19 protein-coding genes are annotated in these 25544 nt (G+C 58.5%); 10 read left to right on the top strand and 9 right to left on the bottom strand.

The window, feature by feature from the left end:
- Window positions 1-6 precede the first annotated feature (6 nt).
- Entirely contained in the window at window positions 7-975 is a 969-nt protein-coding gene (locus C0039_RS06465; protein WP_076001775.1) for a YheT family hydrolase, read from the top strand.
- On the opposite strand, the gene C0039_RS06460 is transcribed toward C0039_RS06465, so the two are convergent.
- From C0039_RS06460 to C0039_RS06430, 7 genes are all read right to left on the bottom strand, one after another.
- Window positions 972-1400, bottom strand: a complete 429-nt coding sequence (locus tag C0039_RS06460; RefSeq protein WP_076001776.1) for a MarR family winged helix-turn-helix transcriptional regulator — start codon at window positions 1398-1400, stop codon at window positions 972-974. The two genes, C0039_RS06465 and C0039_RS06460, sit on opposite strands and share 4 nt — an antisense overlap.
- Window positions 1397-2929 (bottom strand): DHA2 family efflux MFS transporter permease subunit, encoded by a 1533-nt coding sequence (locus tag C0039_RS06455; RefSeq protein ID WP_076001777.1) that lies wholly within the window; start codon window positions 2927-2929, stop codon window positions 1397-1399. Before C0039_RS06455 ends, C0039_RS06460 begins: the two co-directional genes overlap by 4 nt.
- Window positions 2930-2931: 2 nt before the next feature.
- Complete coding sequence (locus C0039_RS06450; RefSeq protein WP_076001778.1) at window positions 2932-4077, bottom strand: HlyD/EmrA/EmrK family protein; 1146 nt, start codon at window positions 4075-4077, stop codon at window positions 2932-2934.
- Window positions 4078-4193: 116 nt separating this feature from the next.
- Window positions 4194-8006, bottom strand: a complete 3813-nt coding sequence (putA, locus tag C0039_RS06445) for a bifunctional proline dehydrogenase/L-glutamate gamma-semialdehyde dehydrogenase PutA (RefSeq protein WP_101517612.1) — start codon at window positions 8004-8006, stop codon at window positions 4194-4196.
- 199 nt (window positions 8007-8205) lie between these two features.
- Window positions 8206-9234 (bottom strand): hypothetical protein, encoded by a 1029-nt coding sequence (locus C0039_RS06440; RefSeq protein WP_076001780.1) that lies wholly within the window; start codon window positions 9232-9234, stop codon window positions 8206-8208.
- 239 nt (window positions 9235-9473) lie between these two features.
- On the bottom strand, window positions 9474-10898 hold the full coding sequence (locus C0039_RS06435; protein WP_084179925.1) for a DUF3482 domain-containing protein: 1425 nt from the start codon (window positions 10896-10898) through the stop codon (window positions 9474-9476).
- Entirely contained in the window at window positions 10895-12256 is a 1362-nt protein-coding gene (locus tag C0039_RS06430; RefSeq protein ID WP_101517611.1) for a DUF2868 domain-containing protein, read from the bottom strand. The genes C0039_RS06435 and C0039_RS06430 overlap by 4 nt, the downstream gene beginning before the upstream one ends.
- An 80-nt stretch (window positions 12257-12336) precedes the next feature.
- Between C0039_RS06430 and C0039_RS06425 the strand changes: the two genes are divergently transcribed.
- From C0039_RS06425 to C0039_RS06415, 3 genes are all read left to right on the top strand, one after another.
- A complete protein-coding gene (locus C0039_RS06425) occupies window positions 12337-12780 on the top strand; it encodes a nuclear transport factor 2-like protein (protein ID WP_101517610.1) in 444 nt (147 codons plus the stop codon).
- 107 nt (window positions 12781-12887) lie between these two features.
- Window positions 12888-14426 (top strand): AbgT family transporter, encoded by a 1539-nt coding sequence (locus tag C0039_RS06420; RefSeq protein ID WP_101517609.1) that lies wholly within the window; start codon window positions 12888-12890, stop codon window positions 14424-14426.
- Between the two features lie 236 nt (window positions 14427-14662).
- Window positions 14663-15250 carry a DUF3833 domain-containing protein gene (locus C0039_RS06415; protein ID WP_084179926.1) on the top strand — a complete coding sequence of 196 codons (588 nt, stop codon included), beginning with the start codon at window positions 14663-14665 and terminating at the stop codon, window positions 15248-15250.
- Here C0039_RS06415 and C0039_RS06410 read toward each other — a convergent pair.
- Window positions 15247-15960 carry a YebC/PmpR family DNA-binding transcriptional regulator gene (locus C0039_RS06410; protein ID WP_076001783.1) on the bottom strand — a complete coding sequence of 238 codons (714 nt, stop codon included), beginning with the start codon at window positions 15958-15960 and terminating at the stop codon, window positions 15247-15249. The two genes, C0039_RS06415 and C0039_RS06410, sit on opposite strands and share 4 nt — an antisense overlap.
- A gap of 183 nt (window positions 15961-16143) precedes the next feature.
- On the opposite strand from C0039_RS06410, the gene C0039_RS06405 reads away from it, so the two are divergent.
- Entirely contained in the window at window positions 16144-17361 is a 1218-nt protein-coding gene (locus tag C0039_RS06405; protein WP_101517608.1) for a serine hydrolase domain-containing protein, read from the top strand.
- A 12-nt stretch (window positions 17362-17373) separates the two neighbouring features.
- Here the strand turns inward: C0039_RS06405 and msrA are convergent, their stop codons facing one another.
- Complete coding sequence (gene msrA, locus C0039_RS06400) at window positions 17374-17955, bottom strand: peptide-methionine (S)-S-oxide reductase MsrA (RefSeq protein WP_076001785.1); 582 nt, start codon at window positions 17953-17955, stop codon at window positions 17374-17376.
- 153 nt (window positions 17956-18108) lie between these two features.
- Between msrA and C0039_RS06395 the strand changes: the two genes are divergently transcribed.
- The 5 genes from C0039_RS06395 to C0039_RS06375 all read left to right on the top strand — a co-directional run bounded on the left by C0039_RS06395 (window position 18109) and on the right by C0039_RS06375 (window position 25523).
- Window positions 18109-18963 carry a phytanoyl-CoA dioxygenase family protein gene (locus tag C0039_RS06395; protein WP_101517607.1) on the top strand — a complete coding sequence of 285 codons (855 nt, stop codon included), beginning with the start codon at window positions 18109-18111 and terminating at the stop codon, window positions 18961-18963.
- Between the two features lie 44 nt (window positions 18964-19007).
- Window positions 19008-20786 (top strand): carboxyl transferase domain-containing protein, encoded by a 1779-nt coding sequence (locus C0039_RS06390; RefSeq protein WP_101517606.1) that lies wholly within the window; start codon window positions 19008-19010, stop codon window positions 20784-20786.
- 172 nt (window positions 20787-20958) lie between these two features.
- Window positions 20959-21159 (top strand): hypothetical protein, encoded by a 201-nt coding sequence (locus C0039_RS06385; RefSeq protein WP_076001788.1) that lies wholly within the window; start codon window positions 20959-20961, stop codon window positions 21157-21159.
- Window positions 21160-21275: 116 nt separating this feature from the next.
- The gene (locus tag C0039_RS06380; protein WP_207796384.1) at window positions 21276-23384 is read left to right on the top strand and encodes a hypothetical protein; all 2109 of its coding nucleotides are present in this window, start codon (window positions 21276-21278) and stop codon (window positions 23382-23384) included.
- Between the two features lie 78 nt (window positions 23385-23462).
- Window positions 23463-25523, top strand: coding sequence for an SDR family oxidoreductase (locus C0039_RS06375; protein ID WP_101517605.1), 2061 nt, complete (start codon window positions 23463-23465; stop codon window positions 25521-25523).
- Window positions 25524-25544: the final 21 nt, after the last annotated feature.

The following is a 25544-nucleotide window of genomic DNA, read 5'->3' as shown; positions in this document are numbered from 1 at the left end:
CCGGTAGTGGACTCCACGTTCAATCCGCCTGCCTGGTTGCGGAACGCGCACGTACAAACGCTGATATCCAGCACACCGCTGCGCAGTTGGCCACTCTGGTGGCGCACACGCAGGCTGCAGGCGACAGCAGAGGACGTGGTCCTGCACTGCGGCGACGGCATTCGCCTGCACGGGCTGTATAACGCCAATCCCCTGCCCGTTCGCGGTCTGGCTATTCTACTGCACGGCTGGGAGGGCGACGCTGAATCGAGTTACCAGTTATCAACCGCCTACACGCTGCACAGCACCGGGTTCGATGTCTTTCGCCTGCATCTTCGCGACCACGGCCCCAGTCACCACCTCAACCCTGAGCTCTATAACTCCACGCGCCTGCAGGAAGTTATCGATGCTATAGCGGAAATACAAAAAATCTATCCGCATGAAAAATGCTTTCTTGCAGGCCATTCGCTGGGCGGCAACTTCGCACTGCGCGTCGCGGCGAAAGCGCCAGACCAGGGACTACAACTGGACGGGGTAGTCGCCGTCTGTCCAGTGCTCGATCCCTGGCGCACCATCAAGGCAATTGAGCAAGGCAGCCAGGTCTACCATCGCTACTTTGTGCATCGCTGGAAGCGCTCACTGCGCACCAAGCTCGGTCATTTCCCGGAACTGGGCTACGCTGACAGCCTGCTGGAGATGCAAACCCTGGGGGACATGAACGATTATTTCGTGCCCCACCACACGCAGTACGAGGATGCGCGCAGTTATTACGAGGCCTATGCGCTCACCGGCGATACGCTCGCGACCCTGCGCGTGCCCTCGCAGCTGATTCTGAGCAACGACGACCCGATGATCCCCAGCGACGACCTGCAGCGTATTGCCAGGCCGCCCGCCCTGACCATTGAAACCACCGACTATGGCGGGCACTGCGGATTCCTGATGAACTGGAAACTCGACGGCTGGATAGACCGGAGACTACTGCAGTTGTTTCGCTAGGGGTCAAGCAATGGCAGGGCTATCTTCGCCAATAGCTTCCCGAAACGTTCGCGCTCGACCACCGTCAAGGGTCTCAATAGTTTTTCCAGGCTGTTGCTTGCTGCGCCCTCAAGAAACGCTTGCTTGGCTCGCCCTTTGGAGGTGAGAAATACGCGGGTTGCGCGGCCGTCTTCTTTATCCGCCTCACGGCGAATGAAACCGTCTTCCTCCAGCCTGGCCAGGGCCCGGGTGACTGCCGCCTTGTCCAGTCCCAGCGCATCGGCCAGCTCTTGCTGTCGGCGCCCATCTTTGGCCTGCAGTGCATAGAGGTAGAGATAACGTCCGGGGCCCAGGTCTGCCGGCGCAAGTTCCTCGTCAAGGTGGCGCATCAGTTGCCGGTACACCAGCGCCAGGTAACGCGCCTCGCTGTGCGCAAAGTCACTCATTTTCCGCCTCCTGATTCGGCTTTTGATGGAAGAAACACGGTGAGTAGCACCAGCACCAGCATTGCACCGACATAAAGATAAAACACGTCGCCCATGGCCAGGGTCCGTGCCTGCTGGGTGACCGCCACATCAAGCGCAGCCAGCGCGGCCTGGGCAGAGGGTGTCGCCTGTTCCAACAACGCCATCGACTCACGGTAGGGTACTGCATCTGCGGAAAGCGACTCCGCCAGTCGACTGCGGTGATAAATCGTGCGTTGATCCCAAAGGGTAATGCCGATCGCCGTACCCGCACTGGACGCAATCATACGGGTAAAGTTAAACAGCCCGGAAGCCGAGGCGAGCTTTTCGGGGGGGATCCCAAGAAGCGCAATCGCCATCAGCGGCATCCACGCAAAAGGCATGGCGGCCCCCATTAACAGGCGGGTGGCGGCAATGTACTGTACCGTCGAGTCGGTGGTGGTTTGCGAATGCAGGTATAACGCGGCAGCTGCGATGCATAAGCCAAAGGACACGGTAAGGCGGGGGTCGGAATTCTGCACCCGCTTACCCAGAATGGGGAACAGGATGATAGGCAGGATGCCAGTGCCGGCCATCGCGATACCTGACCAGGTGGCCGTGTAGCCCAGGCTAGTCTGCATCCAGATCGGGTAGATCACCATACCCACAATGAACGCCATATAAAGCACGCTGACCAGTACCGACCCAACCACAAAATTGCGATAGCGAAACAGGCTGAAATCCACAACAGGGTGCGCCTCGCCTCGCTCCCAGACGATAAAAAGGACAAAACTCAGTACGGAGACAACCAGCATAATGCGTATCTGCATGGAAGCCAGCCAATCCAGCTCATGTCCCCTGTCCAACACCGTCTGGAAGCAGATCACCCCGGCAAACAACAGTATCAGCCCGACCACATCCACCGGATCCCTGAAGCGCTCGGTCTCCAGCGGGGGCAGATAACGCCAGCAAATCAAGGCCACAGAAATACCGATCGGCACGTTGATCAGGAATATCCAGGGCCAGCCGAAATTGTCCGTAAGATAGCCGCCAAGTATTGGCCCCACCACGGGCGCCACCACGCTGGTAATCGCCCAGATGGCCAGCGCCAGGCCCTGCTTCTCGGGCGGATAAAGGCGCAGTAGCATCGATTGTGAAAGCGGTATCAGCAAACCGCCGGATAGCCCCTGGAACGCACGGAAAACCAGCAGTTCATTGAAGCTGGTGGCGATGGCGCAGAGCCAGGAAGTGGTCGTGAACATGAGCACGGCGAAGGTAAAGGTGCGTACCTCGCCAAAGCGCCGGGTAATCCAACCGGAGAGAGGCAGGATTACGGCCACGCAAACACTGTAAAGCGTGATGATCCAGCTGCTCTGGGACGGCGTGGCGCTAAGGTCACCGCCAATGGTTGGCAATGCAACAATGGCGATCGTGGTGTCCAGTATGTTCATGAAGCTGGCGGCGGCCACGCCCAATGTGGCCAGGAACAGCGGCAACCCGTGCAACCGCTCCGGTGCGCTGCCAGCCTTCATCGTTACTCGCCGCCTTGTCGGCGAATTATATCGGCAATCACGTCCTCCACGCCCTCATCCTGGTAAGCGTAAATATTGGCGTCAACGATGGGTTCGCTATGCTTTCGCGCCACCAGTGCAGGGCCACTGCGATCCCGGGTGTTGACCCTGGCCTGCAGCGAGGCCCCAAAGGGCAGTGGATGTTCGCGATCAAAGCCGGCATCAAGTTCAATCCGCACCGGCACCCGTTGCACTATCTTGATCCAGTTTCCCGTGGCATTTTGCGGCGGCAGCAGGGAAAACACCGAGCCGGTACCCAGGCCAATACTGTGCACGGTCCCCGAAAAGACGACGTCGTTGCCATACAGGTCGCTGCGCAATGAAACTGGCTGTCCCGGGCGCAGGTAACGTAGTTGAGTCTCTTTGAAGTTTGCCTCCACCCACGCGCTCTGCCGCTGGACAATACTGAACAGCGGCGTACCCGGGGCGATACGTTGACCTGCCTGCACGCGCCGCCTGGCGATTTCACCTGCTACGGGCGAATACACTGCGGTTTTGCGCCAGTCCCGATAGGCACTGCGCAAGCCTGCTGCTGCGGCCATTACCCGGGGGTGCTGTGACAGTGTCTGCGCTCCGGCTTTGACCCGCGCTTTCTGCAGTGCCAGACGAGCAGCTTCCAGCGCGACCCCCGTTTCCTGGGCCCGAGTCTGCGCGGCGTCCAGTTCTTCCTCCGAGACCATGTTCTGCGGGAACAGGCGCTCACGCCGGTCCAGGTCTTCACGCGCGCGCTGATAGGTAATCCCTTTCAGTCGCTGCTCGGCTTCCAGTCTTTTGACTTCGGCACGTAGGGTCAGCACTTCCTGAGCGGCCAGCGCCAGCTCCTGCTTGCGTAGCTCCAGTGTCTGTAACTCATCCCCATCCGCCAGACGCAGCAACTCCTGGCCACGGTCAACGGCTTCATTGGTATCGATGTCAATGAACACCACCGTGCCACCAATCTGGGCGCTTACTTCCACCATATTGCCACTGAGATACGCATTCTCGGTAACCTCGTACCAGCGCGCCTGCCAGTAATACCGTGCAGCGTAAACAGCGCCGGCGATAATGGCCACCAGCAGTATCAGCGATATCAGCTTCTTGCGAGTAGATGCTGCAGTCTTTTCCGCCACATTCTCTTCCCTTTGGAAACGCAAAGAACAGAATACTGGCAATTAGTTGATGTATCAACCATCTGCGTGTACTACGGCGCCTTCAACAGGCCGGCGCAAGTACCGGCCAAAACGATTCAAGCGCTGAGTCCGGCCGGGCCCGGCAACGCGTCTTCATGCAGGTTGAACAGCTGCGTATTGCCTCCTTTGGCGACCAGGTTATCGGTGAACGTTCGCTCCACCATGAGCGGAATAAGCATGCACAACCAGTCTGCGGCCCTGGACAGTCCCTGTCCGCCCGGCACCTCCACAAGTGGCACCAGTGGCCCCTTGCGCGAGGCCAGCAGAACGCGAAGGCTACTGGACTCCGCAACCCGGCCATTGACTGTTGCCGCCACCACGGCCTTACTGGTAAGCACCTGCCTTGCATCACCGGGCGCCACGGAACAGACCAGGTTTTCGTCGACCGAGCACTCAGCCAGGCAGCGGCGCAGCGCCTGGATAATTGCATCATGAGCAGCACCATCCGCGAGTACTGCGGCACACCCCGCTGCCATCGCGAGCCCAACCTGTACGGCAATCGTATCGGCGCTGTCCGGCTCAGTAGCCAGGCAGGCTACAACACCCTTGCCGGTCAGCATCAATGTGTCTTCCTCACCCGTGGGGCCAGGCATTACCAGCGGCTCACTGATCGCGCCCTCCGCCAACTGTGCAAGTTGTTCAAACACTGCTGCTCCGCCGGTCGACAAAACGTGTACGCAATGTCTGAGGACGTCGGCGCGAACCTGCCCGGGGCGTGCCCGCCACGACAGATGTGCCCTGTGTGCTGCCTGAAGCTGGGCATCGACAGAATCAGAGTGATCACCCCCTGCGGCCAGCTGAACCGACACCGGGTCAGGCACCGGCCCGGCGGTGACTGCGGGACGAGTGAATCGATAGAGATAGTGTGGACCGCCCGCCTTCGGCCCGGTACCCGAAAGCCCGGTTCCGCCAAACGGGTTCACCCCCACCACCGCGCCAACCATATTGCGATTGACATAGGTATTTCCGGCTAATGTGTGGGCAAAAACATACCTCGCAAACGCCTCTATCCTGCTGTGAACACCAAGGGTCAGGCCGAAACCGGTTTGATTGATACTATCAATAACAGCATCAATCTCCTCCGCTTTATACCTGACCACATGCAACACAGGACCAAACACTTCCCCATCCAGTTGTTCGAGGCTGTCTATTTCAAAAATGTGCGGGGCGACGTAGGTGCCCTGCAAGTCCGGCGTATCGGCGTTCAGGTTACCCAGCAAATGTGCTTTCTGTTTCATCATCTCGATGTGTGCCAGCAGCATGCGCTGTGCGTCCTGGTCGATAACGGGTCCGAAATCGGTGGAGAGCAACCATGGTTCGCCAATGTGCCTGCATAGCAACGCGCCACGGAGCATTTCGATCACCTGGTCGGCTATGTCCGCCTGGATAAACAGTACACGCAACGCAGAACAGCGCTGCCCGGCACTGGAAAAAGCGGATTCGATCACATCATCAACCAGTTGCTCGGGCAACGCCGTTGAATCGGCGATCATGCAATTCTGCCCACCGGTCTCGGCGATAAGCGAGATACCCCGTCCGGGCCTCTGTGCAACCTGCCGGTTAATCAGGCTGGCAGTGGCAGTTGAGCCAGTGAAGGCGACACCGGTGACACGACTGTCATTTAACAGCACAGAGCCCAGACTGGCGCCATCGCCCGGCAACAGATGTAGCACCGCAGTGGGAACACCTGCCTGGTGAAAAAGCTGCACCGCCCTGAAGGCAATCAGCGGGGTCTGCTCGGCCGGTTTAGCCAACACGGCATTGCCAGTGACCAGCGCCGCCGCGACCTGTCCGGTAAAGATGGCCAGCGGAAAGTTCCACGGGCTGATGCACAAAAAGGTACCTCGGCCCTGCAGGCCAGAGCCCTCACCCATTGTTTGCATGGCCTGATTGGCGTAGTAGCGACAAAAATCAATGGCCTCGCGCACTTCCGCTACGCAGTCGTTCAATGTTCTGCCGGCCTCACGGCTGAGCAGGGAAACCAGTTCCAGGTAGTTATCTTCATAGCGCTGCGCAACGTCACCCAAAATCTCCGCACGCCTGGCGGCCCCCAGTGCGTTCCATGCGCCCTGTCCACCATCAGCCGACGCCAGCGCCCGTAGCGCTGTGTCCTGGCTGGCATCACTTACCCAGCCTACCGTGCAGCTGTGGTCGGCTGGACTGGCAACCCTGACTGGACTGGCTAGCGTCGTCTCACCATCGACTAGCGCACCCGCGTGGATGCACTCGGGGGCAGCAGTGTTTACCTGCGCCAGTAACGTGTCGGCATGTGTAGAGAGCTCCAGGTCGAAGCCGCGGGAATTACTGCGTTGGTCCGGCTGGCTACTGAACAGGTCAGGCGGACGCGGGATGCCGCTATGCCGGTATACCGGCACGGCCTGCACCTGCTCATAGACATCTTCAAGTAACTCGTCCACGGGCACATCGTCGTCGAGAAAGCGGTTTACAAACGAACTGTTGGCGCCGTTCTCCAGCAACCGGCGCACCAGGTAGGGAAGCAGGTCCTTGTGCGAACCCACGGGTGCGTAGACGCGCACTGCTACGTCTCGATGCGGACACAACTGTACCAGGTGCTTATAGAGTATGTGTCCCATCCCGTGCAATCGCTGGAACTCAAACTCCGCATCGCCAGCGAGTTCAAGCACCATGGCGGCAGTATAGGCATTGTGCGTGGCAAACTGCGGGAATATGCGCTGCGGTTCCTTGAGTACCTTCTCGGCGCAGTGCAGATAGCAGGCATCCGTGTTCGCCTTGCGGGTAAAGACCGGGTACTCGGGCATGCCCAACTCCTGGGCGCGCTTGATTTCCGCATCCCAGTATGCGCCCTTGACCAGACGCACAGGAATGCGGCGCCCGGTTTCCCTCGCCAGCTCAACCAACCAGTCAACAACGTAGGGCGCGCGCTTTTGATAGGTCTGCAGAACCAGGCCCAGGCCCTGCCATGCAGTCAGTTCCTCGTCTCTGGCCAGCGCCTCAAAAATGTCCAGCGACAGTTCCAGTCGCTCGCTCTCTTCCGCATCGATACTCAGCCCGATGTTGTACCGGGCGGCCAGAACGCAGAGCTCACGGATGCGTGGCAGCAAGCTCTGCAGCACCGCCTCTCTGTGTGAATAGTGATAGCGCGGGTGCAGCGCGGACAACTTGACTGATATCCCGTCGGCTGTAACCGGTTCGGCAAGCGTGTTACCTGAGCCTATCTCCCTGATTGCCGATGCATAGGACTCAAAATAACGCAGGGCGTCACTTTCGGTACGCGCGCCCTCTCCCAGCATGTCAAAGGAAAAACGCGTCGCCCTGGTATTTTGTTTCCTGCCCCGCTTGACCGCCTCACCGATTGATCTCCCCAGTACGTACTGGCCGCCCATAATGCGCATAGCCTGCAGCACTCCAGCGCGAACGATAGGTTCTCCCAGTCGGGAAATGAGATGTTTGACTGCGTTGCCCGGCCGCTCACGGTACTCTCTGGGTAACTCCACCACTGCCCCGGTAAGCATCAGACCCCAGGTCGAGGCGTTGACGAAAACCGAGTCTGACTTACCCTGGTGCTCGCTCCAGTTACCGGAGAGTATTTTTTCAGAGATCAGGCGATCGGCGGTTCTCGAGTCCGGCACGCGCAGCAGCGCTTCGGCCAGACACATCAGGGCCACCCCCTCCTTGTTGGAGAGACCGAATTCCTCCAGGAAGGAGTCAAGCGTGCCCTTGCCATGCTTGTCTTCCCGGCACAACTTGACCAGTTTCTTCGATTTTTCGAGAACATCTGCGCGCTGCTGGGGGTTCAGCGCCAATCCGGAAAGGAGCTTCGTCACGCTGCTGTGTTCGTCAGCGTAAGTTGCTTCTATTATGCGTTCTCTCAGCTGGACTAAAAGCATAGGCTGCAACCAATCACTTGTAAGGAGTTGTTCCTATTAAAAGCCGACCAATCCGGTTTTGGCTAATAGAAAATTAGCCAAATAAGAGCAAGCTGCTTTACTGCCTGACGACATAGCGACCAAGGCGGAAGCGAGACTGGCGGCGCAACCTGATCGGTTTGGCGCCAAAACGCCTGCAGGTCAGTTCGCTACGCCCCCGTTAAAGCGCCTTACCGTTCACCGTGCCCGACATCACAGCTGCCTCGTGCACAAAATCAGCGTCGCTTTCCAGCAGCAGCACCCCGTTGCCCTGACCTATCCAGTTGTACGACTCACTCACCTGCCCGTCTATATCATCAAAACGGCGAACTCGACACGCCTGAAAAGTACCGGCTGGTATATTGATAGTCTCCACGCCTTCGTAGATGAATTCTGTGCTTATTTTCTGGGTTATATCAGGCGAACTACCATCCGGAAACGTGAGCCGCAGGGTGTAGGTTGTCGTGTAGGAATCCCCTACTTTCAGGTCAAAGCGCTGCAAAAATGCGGGAGAGATTGACCCCTCGGCCTCCTGCATTACCGGTTTTACAGTCGTCTGATCAATTCCTATTGTACGAATACGCAGGGCAGCGAGGTCTACCTGGTTGTAAGCTGTTATCTCCAGCTCGGAATCCAGCACGCCTTTATTGGTAATCGCCTCGCGCAGGATCATCACACTCTTCCCCTTATACATAGCAGGGCCTGAAACGTTACTCAACGTTCGCCTAGTGCCTTCCTTCACACCATCATCATAAAGCTGAATGGTGATGTCGGAACGGTATCCGTTCGCATACATCGACCGATCAATACAGGCCTTGAAGGGACGGTTGACGATATCTCCCGCGCCGCTCTTCTCCGAGAAAACAGGCCTGAGATAAAAGACCTCCTCTGACTCCAGTAATGCCAACAGGTCGGGGTTGCCCGTAAAACCAGACGTGGACAATACGCAGTCCTTTGCCGAACCACCACAGAGAGTGTTGGCCCCCCGCTTCCAGCCGGCAAAGGCAAAGCCATCGACGGCTTCGCCACGAAACGTATCTGCAAAGAAAACATCGACCACATCAAAGGAGCAGGTGTCGCCTTCCGCGCAATCGAGCGCGCCGCTGTCACTGACCACGCTGCCGCCCGAGGGCACTGTGATCTGTACTTTGCAGGCCATTAGAGGCGCCACCAGGAGAAGCAACAGAAAGCCGGTAGAAATGTTGTGCATGGCGAGAGACTCCGCAGCTGGGCGAAAGCTATCGCAAGACAGGTTCGCAGTAGATTATGCAAGCCCGATTCAATCTAGCAAACCCGGTAATAAAAGCAATGAAACGCGGCGATATTTGGCAGTTATAGACTTAACTTTGACTAGCGTTTCGGCTGAGGGCGGAGCCCCCCTCTCGCTCGCTCAATGCGGCGGGCCGAAGTTTGGAGTGCCTCTGCGCTGCGCAACCTCCCTGGTGGCACTTAACCTGACGCGTCAACCGCTTCGCACCAGGCTTTTATCAACTGGCTTAACTCTGCGCGCCGCTCGCTGACGCGCTTTGCGCTGCGAATGTCATCGAATATACGCGCCAAACGACGTTTGTCCTTGTCTTCCAGCCAGTCCAGCGCAGGCTCGTGGAGTTTCAGGGTTTCACGCACCGCATGAGTACGCTGGCTGATAGCGCGGTGGTGTTGCATGGCGCGCCCCAGCAGGACAAAGGGAAAATTGGCGTTGCGCGAGGGACCATAGGCAAGTCGATTGCCGCCAGTAGGGACGCCGCTAACCGTCCACCTGGCAATATCATCGGCGTGGCGCAACACGCTGCGCGTGGACGCAACGGCACCGCCAATCGAGCCGGCCAGCGTGGCCAGCCCACCTAACAGGCCGCCGGTCATGCCGTCCACCACGACCCCGGCACCACCGCCGGCCACGCCGCCTGCTGCCCCGGCTGCCAGCAACAGCTGTTTGCGATTCAGTCCCCACAGGTACCAGTTTTCCTGGTGAAACAGGTCCTCTTCCTCAAAAGCAATGCCCTGCTCGGACTTGCTCAGGTCGCGGTAGTAAAACAACTCTTCAACCCTGGCCCGGGCGCTGCGCTCGCGCTTGATCAGTTGCCGCTGGTAACGGGTGAACAGGAGTTTACGAATCGGTTCCTCCGGCGCACCCTCGGGCACGGCCTGTTCCACAGTAACGGTAAGGCCGTCGTATATCAGCTCGGCAATCGTCTCCCCCGCCTCATGGTGCTGGCGCAGTCGATCCGCCTCCAGCACATCAACGGCGCGCTGCAGGGGCTGTCGCCACTCCGGGTCAAGATGGCCAAACAGGGTGAGCAGATCCAGTTGCTTACGATACTCAGCGCGATGCGCGTCAAAGCTGCGGACCGTCTGGAAATACTGACCCAGACCCGTGGTCCACTGGGCAACATAGTCGCTGTTGGCGATGGGGTTAATCAGGGCCAGACTGGGCCGGCCTGTCCAGCGCAGAATTTCCATTTCTGCCTCATAGTCACCGCCAAAAGGCACGGAACCGTCCACCACGTAGATGACGCCGGCACCCGCCACTATGGGCTCCAGTGCATGACACTCATCGGCAAACTGCGCCTGACCGGCGTGCTCCGCCAGAAACTGTTGCACTGCAGCGGGCCGCGCGGCAGCATCCTTGCAATGGCTGCGCAGCCAGGCCAGCACCTGTCGTGATCGCTGTATACCCGGCGTGTCGATCAATTCGTAAAGCGTTTCCCCGTCCACCTGCATGGGAAACCGCCGCGTACTTTTGGTGGAGCCTGCGCGGGCGGCGATGTGCACAGTATCGTCACGGGCCAATGTGGCCACGATAGAGGACTTGCCCTTGTTGGGCCTGCCGACGACGGCAAAGTGCGGAAGGTCTGCGTCCTGTCGCACACTCACGCGGTCAGCTCCAGTGGCTGCACATCCGTATGGGTAAAACCCAGCTCCCGGCCGAATTCCTGCCAGTCACGAATACTGCTCTCATTAACCTGTTTTCCCTGCAGGGGGATCAATTGCAGGATGCAGTGCGACACGTTACGTACATCACCGAGCACATCCGCAAGATCCGCCATGGGCGGCTCCCATGACTTTACCGCCACCCGCAGCACTTTCGGCCGGCGCTGGTTAACCAGTTCAATACAGTCCAGGTCATCAGCAGGCGAACCCAGCCCGGCGCGCAGATGGTTCTCAGGTGACGCCAGTTGCAGCCCCGCTGCGCCCAGTTCAGCCAACGCGCCGGCCCATTCCAGCAGCAAAGCGCCATCATCTTTAAAAATAACGGATGATCTGGCGTCAACGTGTTCAGTGTCACCCGCCTGGGTTTTAACCACAGGCGAGCGCATCCGGGCCAGTACTGCCGCGGCCCCCGGAAAGGTAAGAAAGCTGCGCGTCACTTCACGACGGTACAAGCGACGCGACAGCAGCCAGAGCAGGAACCTGGGCAACAGCGCATAAGTCACCAGGCACATTGCCAGGAACGACCACCAGCCCCGCTTGCTGGCCTCATTGAGCCCACTCAGGTCCAACTGTGCCGCATGATAGCGGGTAGCGGTAACCACGTCGGCCGGCACCACCGCCTGCGGTAACCATGAGGACCAGGGCAATGAAAGTGTATTGTTAAAGGTGCTGACGGCACTGTCGCTGAAGCCAAAGGTGGAGCCCCAGACAAAGCTGAAATCGGTAAAAGCGAGCAGCACCAGGAACGCGGCAATCACACCCAGCGCAAACAACACCCCCAGTTCCTGGCCATAACGCAGCATCAGCAGGCGCAGCGCTGCGCTGGCCTCACGTAATTCTCCCTGCGCGGGCAAGGCGCGGTTGGCCACCAGACGCGCCGGGTTGAAAGGCGAAACAGCGGGCGGCCGGCCGCGGACTGAGCGCAGCATAACCACTGCGGCCAATAGAGAAAAAAACAGGGGCAGAAAAACAAACAGCAGTTGAAACAGGAATACGTTGATCAGGGCGCGCTCACTGGCCAACAGAAAACCGCCCACGGCCAGCGCACCCGCCAATAACGCTAGCAGGCGCAGCAACAGCGCCGTATGCGCTTCAGTGAACCAGCCCGGTTGATCCTCATCACAAGCGACCTTGTCCAGCCAGTAGAGCAAACGTCCGGTGTCATCACGCTCAGTGCATCGCAGACCCAGCGCATGATCGCGCTCGCGAAGCACAGACGCGGGCAGGTCCCGCTCCGCCTCGAGTTGCTGGCCGAGGCGGTACAGGTCGTTTAGCGTGACTGAAGCGGCGTTCCCTGACATTTCTTGTCTCTGGAGAATGAGGCTGTAATAGTGTCGTGTCCCGACTTAAACTGCAATGCAACCAGCACAGGGTGTCGTTCATGCGCGCTTTACACGGTCTCTCTTTAGCACTGCTCCTGGCACTGAGCTGTGCCTGCTCCAGCCCCTCTGATCCCGAGGCCGAGATCAGGCAGGTCATCAAGGAAATGCAGCGGGCACTGGAAGAAGGCAGTAATGCTGACTTTCGCGAACATCTGGCCGACTCGTTTCTCGGCGGCCACCGCGGACAAAGAAACATCGGCAAGGAAGAAGTTCGTAAGATACTCACGGGCTACTTTCTGCGCTACCAGAACGTCGGTGTGGTTATTCCAGTGCTGACGGTAGAAGTTGACCGCCATGAACCGGCTCTGGCTACCGTGCAGGGCACGGCCGCGCTCAGCGGCAGCAACGCCAGCCTGCCCGAGGCTGCGCAGCTCTACCAGTTCAGGGGCCAATGGCGCCACCTCCAGGGCCGCTGGCAACTGATACAGTTCAGCTGGGAGTAGTCGCTTCCCTAGGGTAAGCATGACCGCGCGCACAGTATTGAACTGCAGGTTGTGCAGCGCTATCTCGCACCTTAGACTGCCGCATAAATCACTGCCCAGGTAACCAGATGAACACACACACCACATCCGACGCCGGCTTCACGCGTCGCGCATTAGCTGGCGTAGAGCGCATCGGCAACAAGCTACCCGATCCCGCTGTGTTGTTCATCGCTTTACTGGTTGCCGTTTGGGTGCTCTCGTGGTTGCTTTCCTATGTCGACTGGGGCGTCAGCGACCCGCGCACTGGCGAGCCGCTGGTCGTGGTGAACCAGCTGTCCGGCGAGTCCATGGTCCTGTTCTTCTCCTCCATGGTAAAAACCTTCGCCCATTTCCACCCGATCGGCGTGGTACTGGTGGCAATGCTCGGCATCGGCGTAGCCGACCACACGGGCTTTATCAATTCCGCACTGCGCGCGATGATGGGCGTCACCGCACGCTGGCTGCTCACACCCATGCTCATCCTGGTAGGCATTGTCAGCCATACGGCGGCAGATGCAGGCTATGTGCTGGTGATTCCGCTGGGCGGGGCGATTTTCTATGCGGCGGGCAGGCACCCGTTGGCAGGCATTGCCGCGGCGTTCGCCGGTGTCTCCGGGGGCTTTTCCGCCAACTTCATTCCCTCCGCTATCGATCCCATGCTGCAGGGGATTTCACAATCCAGCGCTCAAATACTGGACCCGGGCATCACCCTGAACCCGCTGAATAATTATTTTTTTACCGCCTACTCCTCGTTTCTGATTGTCGCTGTTGGCTGGTGGGTAACCGACAAACTGGTGGAACCGCGACTTCAGGGCACGATCATTGACGACGACCTGGAAGATCTGCCGTCTATGCAACCGCTTGACGACAATGAGCGCCGCGGGTTGCGGGCAGCTCTCTGGTCGATGGCCCTCGCCGTTACCCTGCTGGTGGCCAGCGCCTGGCCGGTTAACTCGCCCTGGCGCGGCCAGACGGGTGGACTGACAGAACTGGGCGCACCGCTGATGGGTTCCATCGTGCCGTTAATTTTTATTCTGTTCCTGGTCCCAGGCGTGGTCTACGGTTACCGGGCAGGCACAGTCACCAGCGCGCGCGACATCATCGCCGGCATGACCAAGGCGATGGAGAGCATGGCCTATTACCTGGTCATCATGTTCTTTATTGCCCAGTTTATCTTTGCTTTTGCCCAGTCCAACCTGGGGATACTGCTGGCCATCGAGGGCGCAGCAGTACTGCAAGCAGCGGGCCTGCCCAGCGCCATGACCATTGTCGGTATTATCCTGCTTACCGGACTGCTCAATCTGTTCATTGGTTCGGCATCCGCCAAGTGGGCCCTGTTAGCGCCGATTTTCGTTCCCCTGCTGATGAAGCTGGGCATTTCCCCTGACCTGACCCAGGCTGCCTACCGGGTGGGCGACTCCACCACTAACATCATCACCCCGCTTATGCCGTATTTCCCGCTGGTAGTGGTGTATTGCCAGCGTTATATCAAGAGTGCCGGTATAGGCACACTGACGGCAATGATGCTGCCTTACTCTATAACCTTCATCAGTGTATGGAGTCTGTTTCTGCTGGCTTACTGGGCGCTGGGAATACCGCTGGGCCTGCAGGCGTCCTACTCGTATTGATTAGCTGAATCCAGGTAGTCCTGTCGGCGCCTGCTTCCGTATCAAAGACTCAGATGCCGGAGACACAGGATGACAGACATGCCAGAAACAAGCGCCGCGGGCGGCCAGCCCCCAATACAGACGCTCCCGGAACACCGGCCGCCCTGCCGCGGCTGCCCGCCAGAGTGCAGCCACCGTGATCACTGTGAGGGCAGGCTATGGCGCATGGATCAGCGGGCACAGCGGGGAGCAATACAATGAAGATTATCAATGCCGTTCAATTTGAGCCGGGCGGGCAGCGTCTGGCCGGCATACGCGCTGCGCTCTCAGCACTGTTTCTCACCCTCGCAGCCGCCTGCTCACCTGTGCAGGTCACCGACTACAGTGCGATGACACCACGGTTCAGCGTCGAGGAATTTTTCCAGGGCCCGCTCGCTGCCCACGGGGTAGTGAAGGACCGCAGTGGCAAAGTGATACGAACCTTCAACGCCACCATCGCTGCCAGCTGGGAAGATGGCGTGGGGACACTGGACGAAGACTTTGTATTCAACGATGGGGAGAAGCAGAAACGGATTTGGACACTGCGCCGCCAGAGTGATGGCAGCTACACCGGCACTGCCGGCGACGTCACCGGCGAGGGCACCCTGCGCCAGTCCGGCAACGCGGTGTTTCTGGACTACGTGCTGCAGGTGCCCTATCGGGGCGACACCATCGACCTGCACGTGGACGACAGGATGTATCTGCTGACGCCGGACATCCTGATCAATGAGTCCACACTCGACAAGTTTGGTTTCCAGGTGGGCGAACTGCTGCTGGTCATTCGACGCCTGCCGACGCCCGACTAGGCGACGTTGTGATACACCTTCTGCACATCCTCGACATCGTTCAGCATGTCGAGGAATTTCTCAAACATGGCCTCGTCGTCTGCAGGAATGGGCGCCGTATCCCGTGGCACGAACTGAATTTCTTCCACTTCAAAATCAATATCACCCAGGGCCTCATTCAGCGCCTGCCGGGCCTTGGCGAACTCGGTATGCGGCGTGAACACGGTAATCTTGCCGTCTTCGCATTCGATATCCTCTACGTCCACGTCCGCCATCATCAGCGCCTCCAGCACTGCCTCGTCATCCTCTCCTGCAAAAACGAAGATGGCACTGTGATCGAATGAGTGGCTGACACTGCCGGGAGTGCCAATCTTGCACTTGGTCTTGGTAAAGCATTGGCGCACATCACCAATGGTGCGATTGGGATTGTCGGTCAGACAGTCCACGATGACCATACAGCCCCCGGGCCCAAAGCCTTCGTATCGCGCCGCGGCGAAGTCTTCTCCCGCACTTCCACCGGCCTTGTCCAGCGCCTTGTCGATGACATGCGCGGGAACCTGGTCCTTCTTCGCCCGGTCGATCGCGCTGCGCAGGGCCAGGTTGCCGTCGGGGTCGACGCCGCCCTGTTTGGCCGTCACATAGATGACACGCGCGTGCTTGCTGTAGACCCGGGCCTTCTGGTCCGATGTCTTGGCCATGGATTCCTTGCGGTTCTGGTAGGCTCTGCCCATGGGATGCTCCTGAAAAAAACCGCAAGTATAAGCGAGATAAGCAATCGGTTTCACGTTTTGCGCAATTTCCCGGACCCAGTCCCCGCGTACCCACCATTCGCGTAACAATAACCGCCTGTCGGGCGATGCACTGACCGCAGGACTGGTCTAGACTAATCAACGTCATTAAATTGAGGTCAGCCTATGTCATGCCGTGCACACCTGCGCAATCTGTTTATCACCTCCACTCTGCTGGCCAGCACCACCGTTGTGGCCCAGGGAGTCACCATCGGCGGCACACCGTCGGGCGGCGAAGCAACCGGCTTCAGTGCCATGTTTGCCGGCGATCGTTTCGAGAATTTCCGCAATATGGACCGCTTTGTGCCCACCTCGACGATGTCGCCCTCCCCCGACCCCTGGGACCTGGGCAGTAGCGCTGACAGCCTGCAATTCACTGCTGATTTTCAAGGTAAGCCCACTACGCTGGAGGCTTTTATCGAGCTCTCAGACACCTCGGCCTTCCTGGTGATCAAGGACGGCAAAATAATTCACGAAACCTACACCCACGGCGACGACCGTGACAGCCTGCACATTTCCTTTTCCATGGCCAAGTCATTCACCTCTGCATTACTGGGAATTGCACTCGGTGAAGGCAGGCTGGACAGCCTTGACGACCCAATTCGCAAGTACCTCCCCGCACTCACCAGCAAGACATTTGACGGTGTTACCGTCAAACACGTGCTGCAGATGGCCTCAGGCACCCGCTTCAACGAGGCCTATACCGACCCGGAATCCGACATCAATAAAATGACCACGATGGTTCCGCCAATGTCGTATATCGAGTACATCAACACGCTGGAAAGAGAGCACCCACCCGGCACATTCAACCACTACGCCAGTATCAACACGCAGCTGCTGGGCATTCTGTTGGTAAAGGTGACCGGCGAGTCCCTCACCGAGTATATGACCAGCCGACTGTGGCATCCGCTGGGCATGGAGAACGCGGGGTTATGGACGCTGGATGAGCAGGGCTACGAATTGGCCATGGGCGGGCTGGCTGCATCGACACGCGATTACGCGAAACTTGGGCTTCTCTATCTGAACAAGGGCATGCGCGGGGAGCAACGCATCCTGCCGCAGGGCTGGGTTGAGGAATCAGTGACACCTGACGAACCCCACCTGATGCCGGGGGAAAACCCACGCTCGTCCAACGTATCCGGGTATCAGTACCAGTGGTGGACGCCCCGTGACTGGGACGGTGACTTTCTTGCCCGGGGTATATGGGGCCAGAACATCTATGTGCATCCTGACAACCAGGTAGTGATCGTCAAGCTGGCCGCAGACCAGAAAAACTTTGACCCTGCGTTTAAGCTCGCCTACGTCGACTACCTGCAGGACCTGGCGCAGTCTCTCTCAGACTAGTCCTGCTCATGCTCAGTGGGTCGCGGCCGCGTCACCCCAGATTTCCCTGGTGCGCTGATCTCGCCCACAGTTCCAGCGATAGTAGTTGTAGCGCACCGGGTTTTTCAGGTAGTAATCCTGGTGGTATTCCTCCACCGGCCAGAATTCGTTCGCATCGCGCAGCTCGGTGTAGACAACCTGGTCGGGAAAACGGGCCTGCACCGCATCCAGAGACTGCTGCGCCATGGCTTTCTCTTCAGCGCTGCTGGTGAATACGGCACTGCGGTAGCTGAAACCCTTGTCGCAGAACTGGCCCGCATTGTCGAAGGGGTCGATACTCACCCAGAACAGGTCCAGCAGTTGCTGGTAGCTGATCACTGCCGGATCGTAGCTCACCTTGATCGCCTCGAAGTGCCCCTCGTGATTGCCCTTGTAGGTGGGGTTTTTCAGTGTGCCACCAATGAAGCCCGAAACGACATCGACCACACCCTCCTGCTCCTGATAGTTGGATTCCATACACCAGAAACATCCACCGGCAAAATAGGCCTCGGCAGTCTCTGCCCTGGCGCCGGTGGACATGAGGAGCAGCACTGCGATCAGAAAAGCTTTTTGCATTATGTAACCCCGACAATATTGTATTTAGGTTGACCGCGGTATAGCAGATCAGTTCCACCCCGCAGCCGCCGGACTTTTCTTTGCCGGCATTTCAGGGATAATGCGGTTGCTGCGTCCAGGCGTTGAACATTTCATCTATAAAGAGTCCCCGATTTGACCACCTCATCCGACTATCACGTCTCCCTGCACGGCGAGCACGACACCGTATTGCGTGAGCGCTTTGCCGAAGACGGCTACCTGTTTCTCAAGGGCGGCGCCGAGGCCGAACATTGCGATGCTCTGCGCGATGACATTCTGCAGGTACTGGCCCCCCATGTGACCTGGGACGAGACCAAAGCCAAGCCACGACTCAATGGCAATCCTTTCTACGAGACCGATGCGATCTGGGATCGCGTTTATCCGAAAGTACAGCAGCTGGAGTCTTTTCACCGCTTCTTTCACCAGCCCTGGATGCTGCAGTTGATGCAGCGTATACAGGGCTGCCAACCCTGGGTCTATCCGATCAAGATGGCGCGCATCGCCACGCCACGGATGCTTGGCTATGAGACCCCGCCCCACCAGGACGCCTATTCCCACCACGCCGGCCCTAGCATGGCCGGCATCTGGGTGGCCCTGCATGATGTGGACGCCAGCATGGGGCGTGTTACCGTGCTTCCCGGCTCACATAAGGGTGGGGTGAGGAAGGTGCACGAGGCGCAGGGCGTAGGTGGCGTGCAATGTGAGATCTACGAGCATGAGACCCACTGGCATGTCTCCGACTTTGAAAAAGGCGACATACTCATTTTCAACTCGGCCACCGTACACCGCGCTGAACCGAATACGGCAGAGAACAAGGTTCGACTCAGCGTAGACACACGTTTCTGCGACTACGGTGCGCCCGTATTCTCCACCAATCTGGAACCCCATCACGGGTGGCGCATTGAAGGTCTCAACTGGAAATCCATCTATGCCGACTGGCAGAGCAATGACGAACAGTATTACTGGAAATCCTATCCCCACACATTTTGAGCGGTCAGCGACGGCTGGTCCCGGTAGCCAACAAGCGAGCACCTATGCAAAGCAACACTATCCCCATTCACTCTCCGATGGCTGCGGCCGTCATTAGCATCGAAGTCAGCGCGGGAGATGCGGTACACGCCGGCCAGCGGCTGGCGACAGTGGAATCGATGAAACTGCAGTCCTCCGTGGATGCCCCGCAGGCGGGCATCGTCGGCGTTATTCATGTACGTCCCGGGCAGACGGTACAAACCGACGTGGTGCTGATGGAACTGATACCGGAAACGCACTCCTCCGATCCAGCACAGCCGTCTCAGACCAGCACCGGCAACGATCTTGTTGAATTGCACGCGTGGCAGGCGCAGTCGGCGATGACGCAGGACGCGGCGCGCCCGAAAGCTGTAGGCAAACGCCATGCAAAAGGCTACCGAACGGCCAGGGAAAACCTCGATGACCTGATTGATGCGGGCTCGTTCGTCGAATACGGCCAACTCGCCGTGGCCGCCCAGCGCGGCCGACGCAGCCTGGAGGACTTGCGCACCAACACGCCGGCAGACGGCATCCTTACCGGGCTGGCCACTATCAACGCAGACATATTCGGGGAGACGGCCTCTGCAGCAGCGGTGATTGTCAACGACTACACAGTGCTCGCGGGCACCCAGGGTTTTTATCATCATATGAAACTGGACCGCATTATCGGCGTGGCCCTGGACAAACAGCTACCCACCATCATGTATACCGAAGGCGGTGGCGGCAGGCCCGGCGACACCGATGTACAGATCGGCGGCGGCGGACTGGACGTCAGCTCATTTGTGGAGTGGGCGCGCCTGTGTGACGAGGTACCCACCATCGCCGTCAACAACGGCTATTGCTTTGCAGGAAACGCGGCGCTGTTCGGCTGCGCCGATGTGCGCATCGCCACGCGCAGCTCATGGATTGGAATGGCCGGGCCGGCCATGATCGAGGGAGGCGGTCTCGGGCAGTTCGCACCCACGGAAATAGGCCCCATTGAGGTGCAACAAAAAAATGCGGTGGTGGACCTGGATGCAGAAAACGAGGCCCATGCCACCGCACTCGCGAAGCAGCTGCTCAGTTACACCCAGGGCGACCTGCCCGAATGGGACTGCGCCGAGCAGGAAGCTCTGCGCACGGCGCTTCCCGCCGATCGACGCTTTGCCTACGATGTTCGCCATATCATTGACACGCTGGCCGACACCGCCAGTTTTATGGAGATCACCCGTGAATTTGGCACAGCGCTGGTCACCGGCTTCATGCGCATTGAAGGCAGGGCCCTGGGCGTGATTGCCAACGACTGTCGCGGCCTGGGTGGCGCGCTGGACTGCGACGCCTCTGACAAGGCCGCCCGATTTCTGGCCCTGTGCAATAAGCTGGGCCTGCCCCTGGTCTCACTTTGCGACACACCTGGCTTCATGGTGGGGCCAGAGAGTGAAGTAGAAGGCGCACCCAGGCGCATGGCAGCCCTGTTCCGTGCCGGTGCCCGACTGCGCGTGCCGATGGTGACCATCATCCTGCGCAAGGCCTATGGACTGGGCGCAATGGCCATGGCCGGTGGCAGTTTTAAGATCCCGGTATTCACTGCTGCCTGGCCCACCGGTGAAACCGGCCCCATGGGACTGGAGGGCGCGGTGCGCCTTGGGTTCAAGAAGGAGCTCGCTGCGGAGGCCAATGATGAGGCCCGTAACGCGCTGTTCAACAAGTTATTGGATACGCTTTATGAAAAAGGTAGAGCTACCGAGTCTGCCGCGGCCACCGAACTCGATGCGGTGATCGACCCCGCAGATACCCGCAAGATAATTCTACGGGCGCTGTGCTGAACCATGCCCGGTAATTCAGCGATTGGTTTCAGCCTTCTCCGGCCTCATTATTTATCATTAAAAACAGTACCTTACCTCGGTGATAAAGCGGTATAAATATGGCTATGACTATTCTTTTTGCAATCTCCCCCTGATGATCTATAAACCTAGAATGACCTGGGGGCGGTATGCCATGGAATTACTAGACCACACTACAGAGAGCGTCGACATCCACCTGGATCGACATGAACTGGATACACTACTGGCGCTGGTAGAACAGGGCCGCCTCGCCTTGAATCGGCAGGAGCCCACCGGCCAGGCAATCGACGAACTGCTGCGCACGGCGTCAGCGATGATGGGCATCGCCAACATTCGCCGCCAGCGGCATCATTGACTGCCGGTAGCGTTCACTCTTTTTCGGTACTCACACCAGCACTTTCCTTGCGGTCCATCAAGTCTGCGCCCTGCAGACTGCAGTAGCCTTGCCCAATTCCTAGCGAGGTAATACAGATGAAAAAAATTGTCAGCGTCAGCCTGGGCTCAAGCGAACTGGATGACAAATTTACGGCGCGATTCCTGGGTGAGCAATTTCGGGTGACGCGCATCGGAACCAACGGCGATACCAAAAAAGCAGCGAACCTGATCCGCGAATGGCGCGACGAAGTGCAGGCCATCGGCCTGGGCAAAGTCCGTGAGCACTACACGGTTGGCACGGATCATTTTATGCGGCCGGAAACACGCGCGCTGGAGCAGTGCGCGGGCAGCACACCCGTTACCAGTGGTGCGCGGCTGCGTGAAATCGTACAGGAATGGACTGTGCGCTCAGCCATGCTCGAACTGGGCAACATCTTTAACAATGCCAAGGTACTTTTCCTGTCCGGTACGCTCAATTACCGGCTGGCAGCCATCCTCTCGGAGCACACCGAAAACCTGACCTTCGCTGACCCTGTCGCCCAGTTCGGCCTGCCCAACCTGTTGCGCTCTCTGCGGGCGCTGGAACGGTATGCCAGCGGCAGCCATCCAGTACTGCGCTTCGAAACAGGCAAGGACCTGGTGCCCTCACTGGCGCCGTTCACCTTTTTCAACCACCTCGTGCTGCGACGCGCGATAAAAGATGCCCAGGTAGTCGTGGCGACCTATGAACAATTGGAACACTACGGAAGGGAGGAGCTTGAGGGTAAGACGGTCATCACCTCCACGGTGTCGGAACAGCGCCTGGAACAGTTCAGGGATTGGGGTGTACGCCTGGTGCTGGACTGCAGCGTGCAACCCTTCAAGCAGATCGTCGGCATCAACATTATCGAAGCGATGATAGTCGCGGCATTGGAGAAGCCGGCGGCTGAAATCACCCACGACGACTATCTGGAGATCTTCACCGACCTTCAACTGCAGCCACGCCTGCTCTATCCGATTCCCGGGCGCAAACAGATAAATCGCTTCGCGTTTGTCATACATCCCCTGTCACAGCAGTACCTCACCCACCTGAAGCCACTGGAGATGCTGTCAAAAATTTCCCCGCAACCGGTGATGAACCTGGTGGAAAAGGCAGCCGCCTATAGCCCGCCTTTTGTCTATACCAGAGTTGAGGGCATTGTATCGCCTGACGGTACTGAGGCAGAGGGCTGGCTGATTATCGTTGGTGGCACACCGCGCGAGATCATGAGTCACACGCCCGAGTTCACTTACCGGAGACTGCTGGCGGCGGCAGATATTGCCAAAGGCTTGGGCGCACAGATCATGGGGCTGGGCGCATTCACCAAGGTGGTCGGTGATGCCGGCGTAACCGTGGCCAAGCGCGCTCCACTGCCCATCACCACAGGCAACAGTTACAGCGCCTCCGGCGCACTGTGGGCAGCCCATGACGCGGTGCAACGGCTGGGGCTGGTAAAGCTGGAAAAAGGCAGGAAGGTCAAGGGCAAGGCCATGGTCGTGGGCGCCACCGGTGCTATCGGCGCAGCCTGTGCAAGACTACTGGCACGCACTACCGAGGAGTTGCACCTGGTATCACCCGAGGCGGCCAAGTTACTGATTCTGGAAAAATCGATTTTGCGTGAGTCTCCCGGCGTCAAGCTGGTGCTGTCCTCCTACGCCGATTCTGATACGAGTATCGGCGACATGGACATGATCGTCACTGCCACCTCTGGTGCCGGGAAAAAAATTCTGGATATTACCCGGGTGAAGCCCGGCTGCGTGATCACAGACGTCGCCCGCCCGCTTGACCTGTCCCCGGACGACGTGGCCCAACGCCCGGACGTGCTGGTAATTGAGTCTGGCGAGATATCCCTGCCCGGTGAGGTGCATATGAAGTCCATCGGCTTCGAGGATCGCAACGTGGTTTACGCCTGCCTGGCGGAAACCATTGTCCTGGCGCTGGAAGGCCGTTTCGAAAACTTCACCCTGGGGCGTAATCTTGAATGGAAAAAGGTTCATGAAATCTACAAGCTGGGACTGAAGCACGGCATGCAGTTGGCCGCCATCTCCGGGGTCAATGGCGTCTATTCCGATGAGGATATAAAGCGAGTTCGGAACAAGGCGCTGGAGGCACGCAAGACCTGGCAAAGCGGTACCCAAAAGCAGCAAAGACCCCGTCGACGCAAACGCAGCAGCAAGGCGAAATGAAGCGTTCTGTACTAACATGCTGTATTGTCTACGCTGATTGTTTCACCAGACCCATAAAACCTTAATAAGGGGATCTCAATGAATTACTTCGTCACCGGCGGCACCGGCTTTATCGGCCGATTCCTGGTACCCAAACTTCTTGATCGTGGCGGGGTCATTTACCTGCTGGTAAGGCCCGCTTCACTACCCAAGGTGGACGGCCTACGAGAACTCTGGGGTGCGGAGAAAGACCAGGTAATCGCCGTTGAAGGTGACTTGAGCAAGCCAAAGCTGGGAGTCAAACCGGCGTGGATCAAGAAACATGCCGGCGACATTGATCACTTCTTCCACCTCGCCGCAATTTACGACATGAAGGCCGATGCAGAGAGCCAACGCGTCAGCAACGTCAATGGCACGGCACAAGCTATCGCCCTCTCCAAGAGCCTGCGATCGGGTTGCTTCCACCAGGTGTCGTCCATTGCAGCCGCCGGACTTTACGAAGGCACGTTCACCGAGGACATGTTCGAGGAAGCAGGCGACATGGAGCACCCCTACTTCGCGACCAAGCACGAGTCCGAAGGCCTGGTGCGCAAGGAAAAGCGCATGAAGTGGCGCATCTATCGTCCCGGTATGGTGGTGGGTCACTCCGAAACGGGCGAAATGGACAAGGTAGACGGCCCCTATTATTTCTTCGATTCATTGAAAAACCTCAGTTCGGTGACTCCGAAGGGGTTCCCGCTGCTACTCAACAAGGCTGGACTGCTCAATATCGTACCGGTGGACTACGTCGTAGATGCCATAGATTACCTGGCACATGTACCCAAACACGATCAGGAGTGCTTCTTCATCACCGACCCCGATGGCATCCGCGTGGGCGATCTGCTCAAGGTGATGATGAAGGTATCCGGTGGCCCCAATCTCAAGTCGATAGAAATTGGCATGCTCGACACGGCAACGCAGCTGGCTGGCGAGGGTATCAGCCGGGTAAAGCCGCTGAAGTCGTTGGGTGAAAAGGCCATTTCCCGGCTGGGAATACCCCCGCAGGTTATTGGTTACATCAGTTACCCCACTCATTTTGACTCACGTAAAACCCGCAAATTACTGGCCGAGGCAGATATCGAATGCCCTCCCTTTGAGGATTACGCACAGGTGATCTGGGACTACTGGTTGCAATTCCTGCGGCCCGACAAGGAGACTCTGATAAGCGAGGTGGACGGGCTGTTCAATGAACTGATCGGGCGGCCCAGCCTCGCAGCGCTGCGGCGCAAGGTAAAGGGTCGCGTCGTCGTGGTCACCGGTGCCACCAGCGGCATAGGCAAGGAATGCGCGCTGCGCCTGGCCAGAGCCGATGCGACAGTAATCCTGGTTGCGCGAACGGTGGAAAAACTGGAAGAAACCCTGGCCGAAATTGCCGAAAAAGGCGGCGTGGGCAAAGCGTATTCCTGCGACGTGTCCAGCCCCAAGGACTGCAAAAAACTGGTGGCCGACGTTTTGCGCGATCATGGGCAGGTGGACATCCTGGTCAATAACGCTGGCCGCTCCATCCGTCGGTCGGTGCGCTACAGTTATGAACGGTTCCATGATTACGAACGCACAATGGAACTGAACTATTACGGTGCCCTGCGCCTTATCCTCGGTTTCCTGCCTTCTATGGAAGAAAACGAAAGCGGCCATATCATCAATATCTCCTCTATCGGGGTGTTGACCAACCCGCCGCGCTTCTCTGCCTATGTCGCCTCCAAGGCGGCGCTGGATGCTTTCAGCCTGTGCGCTGCGCCTGAGTTCGCTGCTCAGAATATTTCCTTCACCACCATTCACATGCCGCTGGTACGCACACCGATGATAGCGCCTACCAGTCTGTACAAGGCATTCCCCACGCTGTCGCCGGAACAGGCCAGGGACCTGGTGATCAAAGCGATCATTTCCAGACCGAAACGCCTGTCCACCCGTCTGGGCGTGACTGGTGCGGTCGCCCAGGCGACCATTCCCAGCGTGACCGAGGCGTTTCTCAGCCAGGCATATGACCTGTTCCCGGATTCCGCCGCGGCCAGGGGGCTTACTGAAGCCGAGGCGGCGAAGGAGAAGGAGAACGTGCCCTCATCCAAACTGGAACTGGCACAAAAAATGTTCGCGCAGGTGATGCGCGGCGTTCACTGGTAGACCGGCAGCAAGGCGGATATA

This window comes from Pseudohalioglobus lutimaris, assembly GCF_002866825.1.
Lineage (GTDB): Bacteria > Pseudomonadota > Gammaproteobacteria > Pseudomonadales > Halieaceae > Halioglobus > Halioglobus lutimaris.
The sequence above is the reverse complement of the archived record's forward strand: the minus strand, read 5'-3'. Positions and strand labels throughout refer to the sequence as shown.

Excerpts from the sequence above, each read along its gene's own strand:
- C0039_RS06460 (WP_076001776.1), bottom strand. The coding sequence starts at position 1,400 with ATGAGTGACTTTGCGCACAGCGAGGCGCGTTACCTGGCGCTGGTGTAC.
- C0039_RS06455 (WP_076001777.1), bottom strand. The coding sequence starts at position 2,929 with ATGAAGGCTGGCAGCGCACCGGAGCGGTTGCACGGGTTGCCGCTGTTC.
- putA (WP_101517612.1), bottom strand. The coding sequence starts at position 8,006 with ATGCTTTTAGTCCAGCTGAGAGAACGCATAATAGAAGCAACTTACGCT.
- C0039_RS06440 (WP_076001780.1), bottom strand. The coding sequence starts at position 9,234 with ATGCACAACATTTCTACCGGCTTTCTGTTGCTTCTCCTGGTGGCGCCT.
- C0039_RS06430 (WP_101517611.1), bottom strand. The coding sequence starts at position 12,256 with ATGTCAGGGAACGCCGCTTCAGTCACGCTAAACGACCTGTACCGCCTC.
- C0039_RS06425 (WP_101517610.1), top strand. The coding sequence starts at position 12,337 with ATGCGCGCTTTACACGGTCTCTCTTTAGCACTGCTCCTGGCACTGAGC.
- C0039_RS06420 (WP_101517609.1), top strand. The coding sequence starts at position 12,888 with ATGAACACACACACCACATCCGACGCCGGCTTCACGCGTCGCGCATTA.
- C0039_RS06415 (WP_084179926.1), top strand. The coding sequence starts at position 14,663 with ATGAAGATTATCAATGCCGTTCAATTTGAGCCGGGCGGGCAGCGTCTG.
- C0039_RS06410 (WP_076001783.1), bottom strand. The coding sequence starts at position 15,960 with ATGGGCAGAGCCTACCAGAACCGCAAGGAATCCATGGCCAAGACATCG.
- C0039_RS06405 (WP_101517608.1), top strand. The coding sequence starts at position 16,144 with ATGTCATGCCGTGCACACCTGCGCAATCTGTTTATCACCTCCACTCTG.
- msrA (WP_076001785.1), bottom strand. The coding sequence starts at position 17,955 with ATGCAAAAAGCTTTTCTGATCGCAGTGCTGCTCCTCATGTCCACCGGC.
- C0039_RS06390 (WP_101517606.1), top strand. The coding sequence starts at position 19,008 with ATGCAAAGCAACACTATCCCCATTCACTCTCCGATGGCTGCGGCCGTC.
- C0039_RS06385 (WP_076001788.1), top strand. The coding sequence starts at position 20,959 with ATGGAATTACTAGACCACACTACAGAGAGCGTCGACATCCACCTGGAT.
- C0039_RS06380 (WP_207796384.1), top strand. The coding sequence starts at position 21,276 with ATGAAAAAAATTGTCAGCGTCAGCCTGGGCTCAAGCGAACTGGATGAC.
- C0039_RS06375 (WP_101517605.1), top strand. The coding sequence starts at position 23,463 with ATGAATTACTTCGTCACCGGCGGCACCGGCTTTATCGGCCGATTCCTG.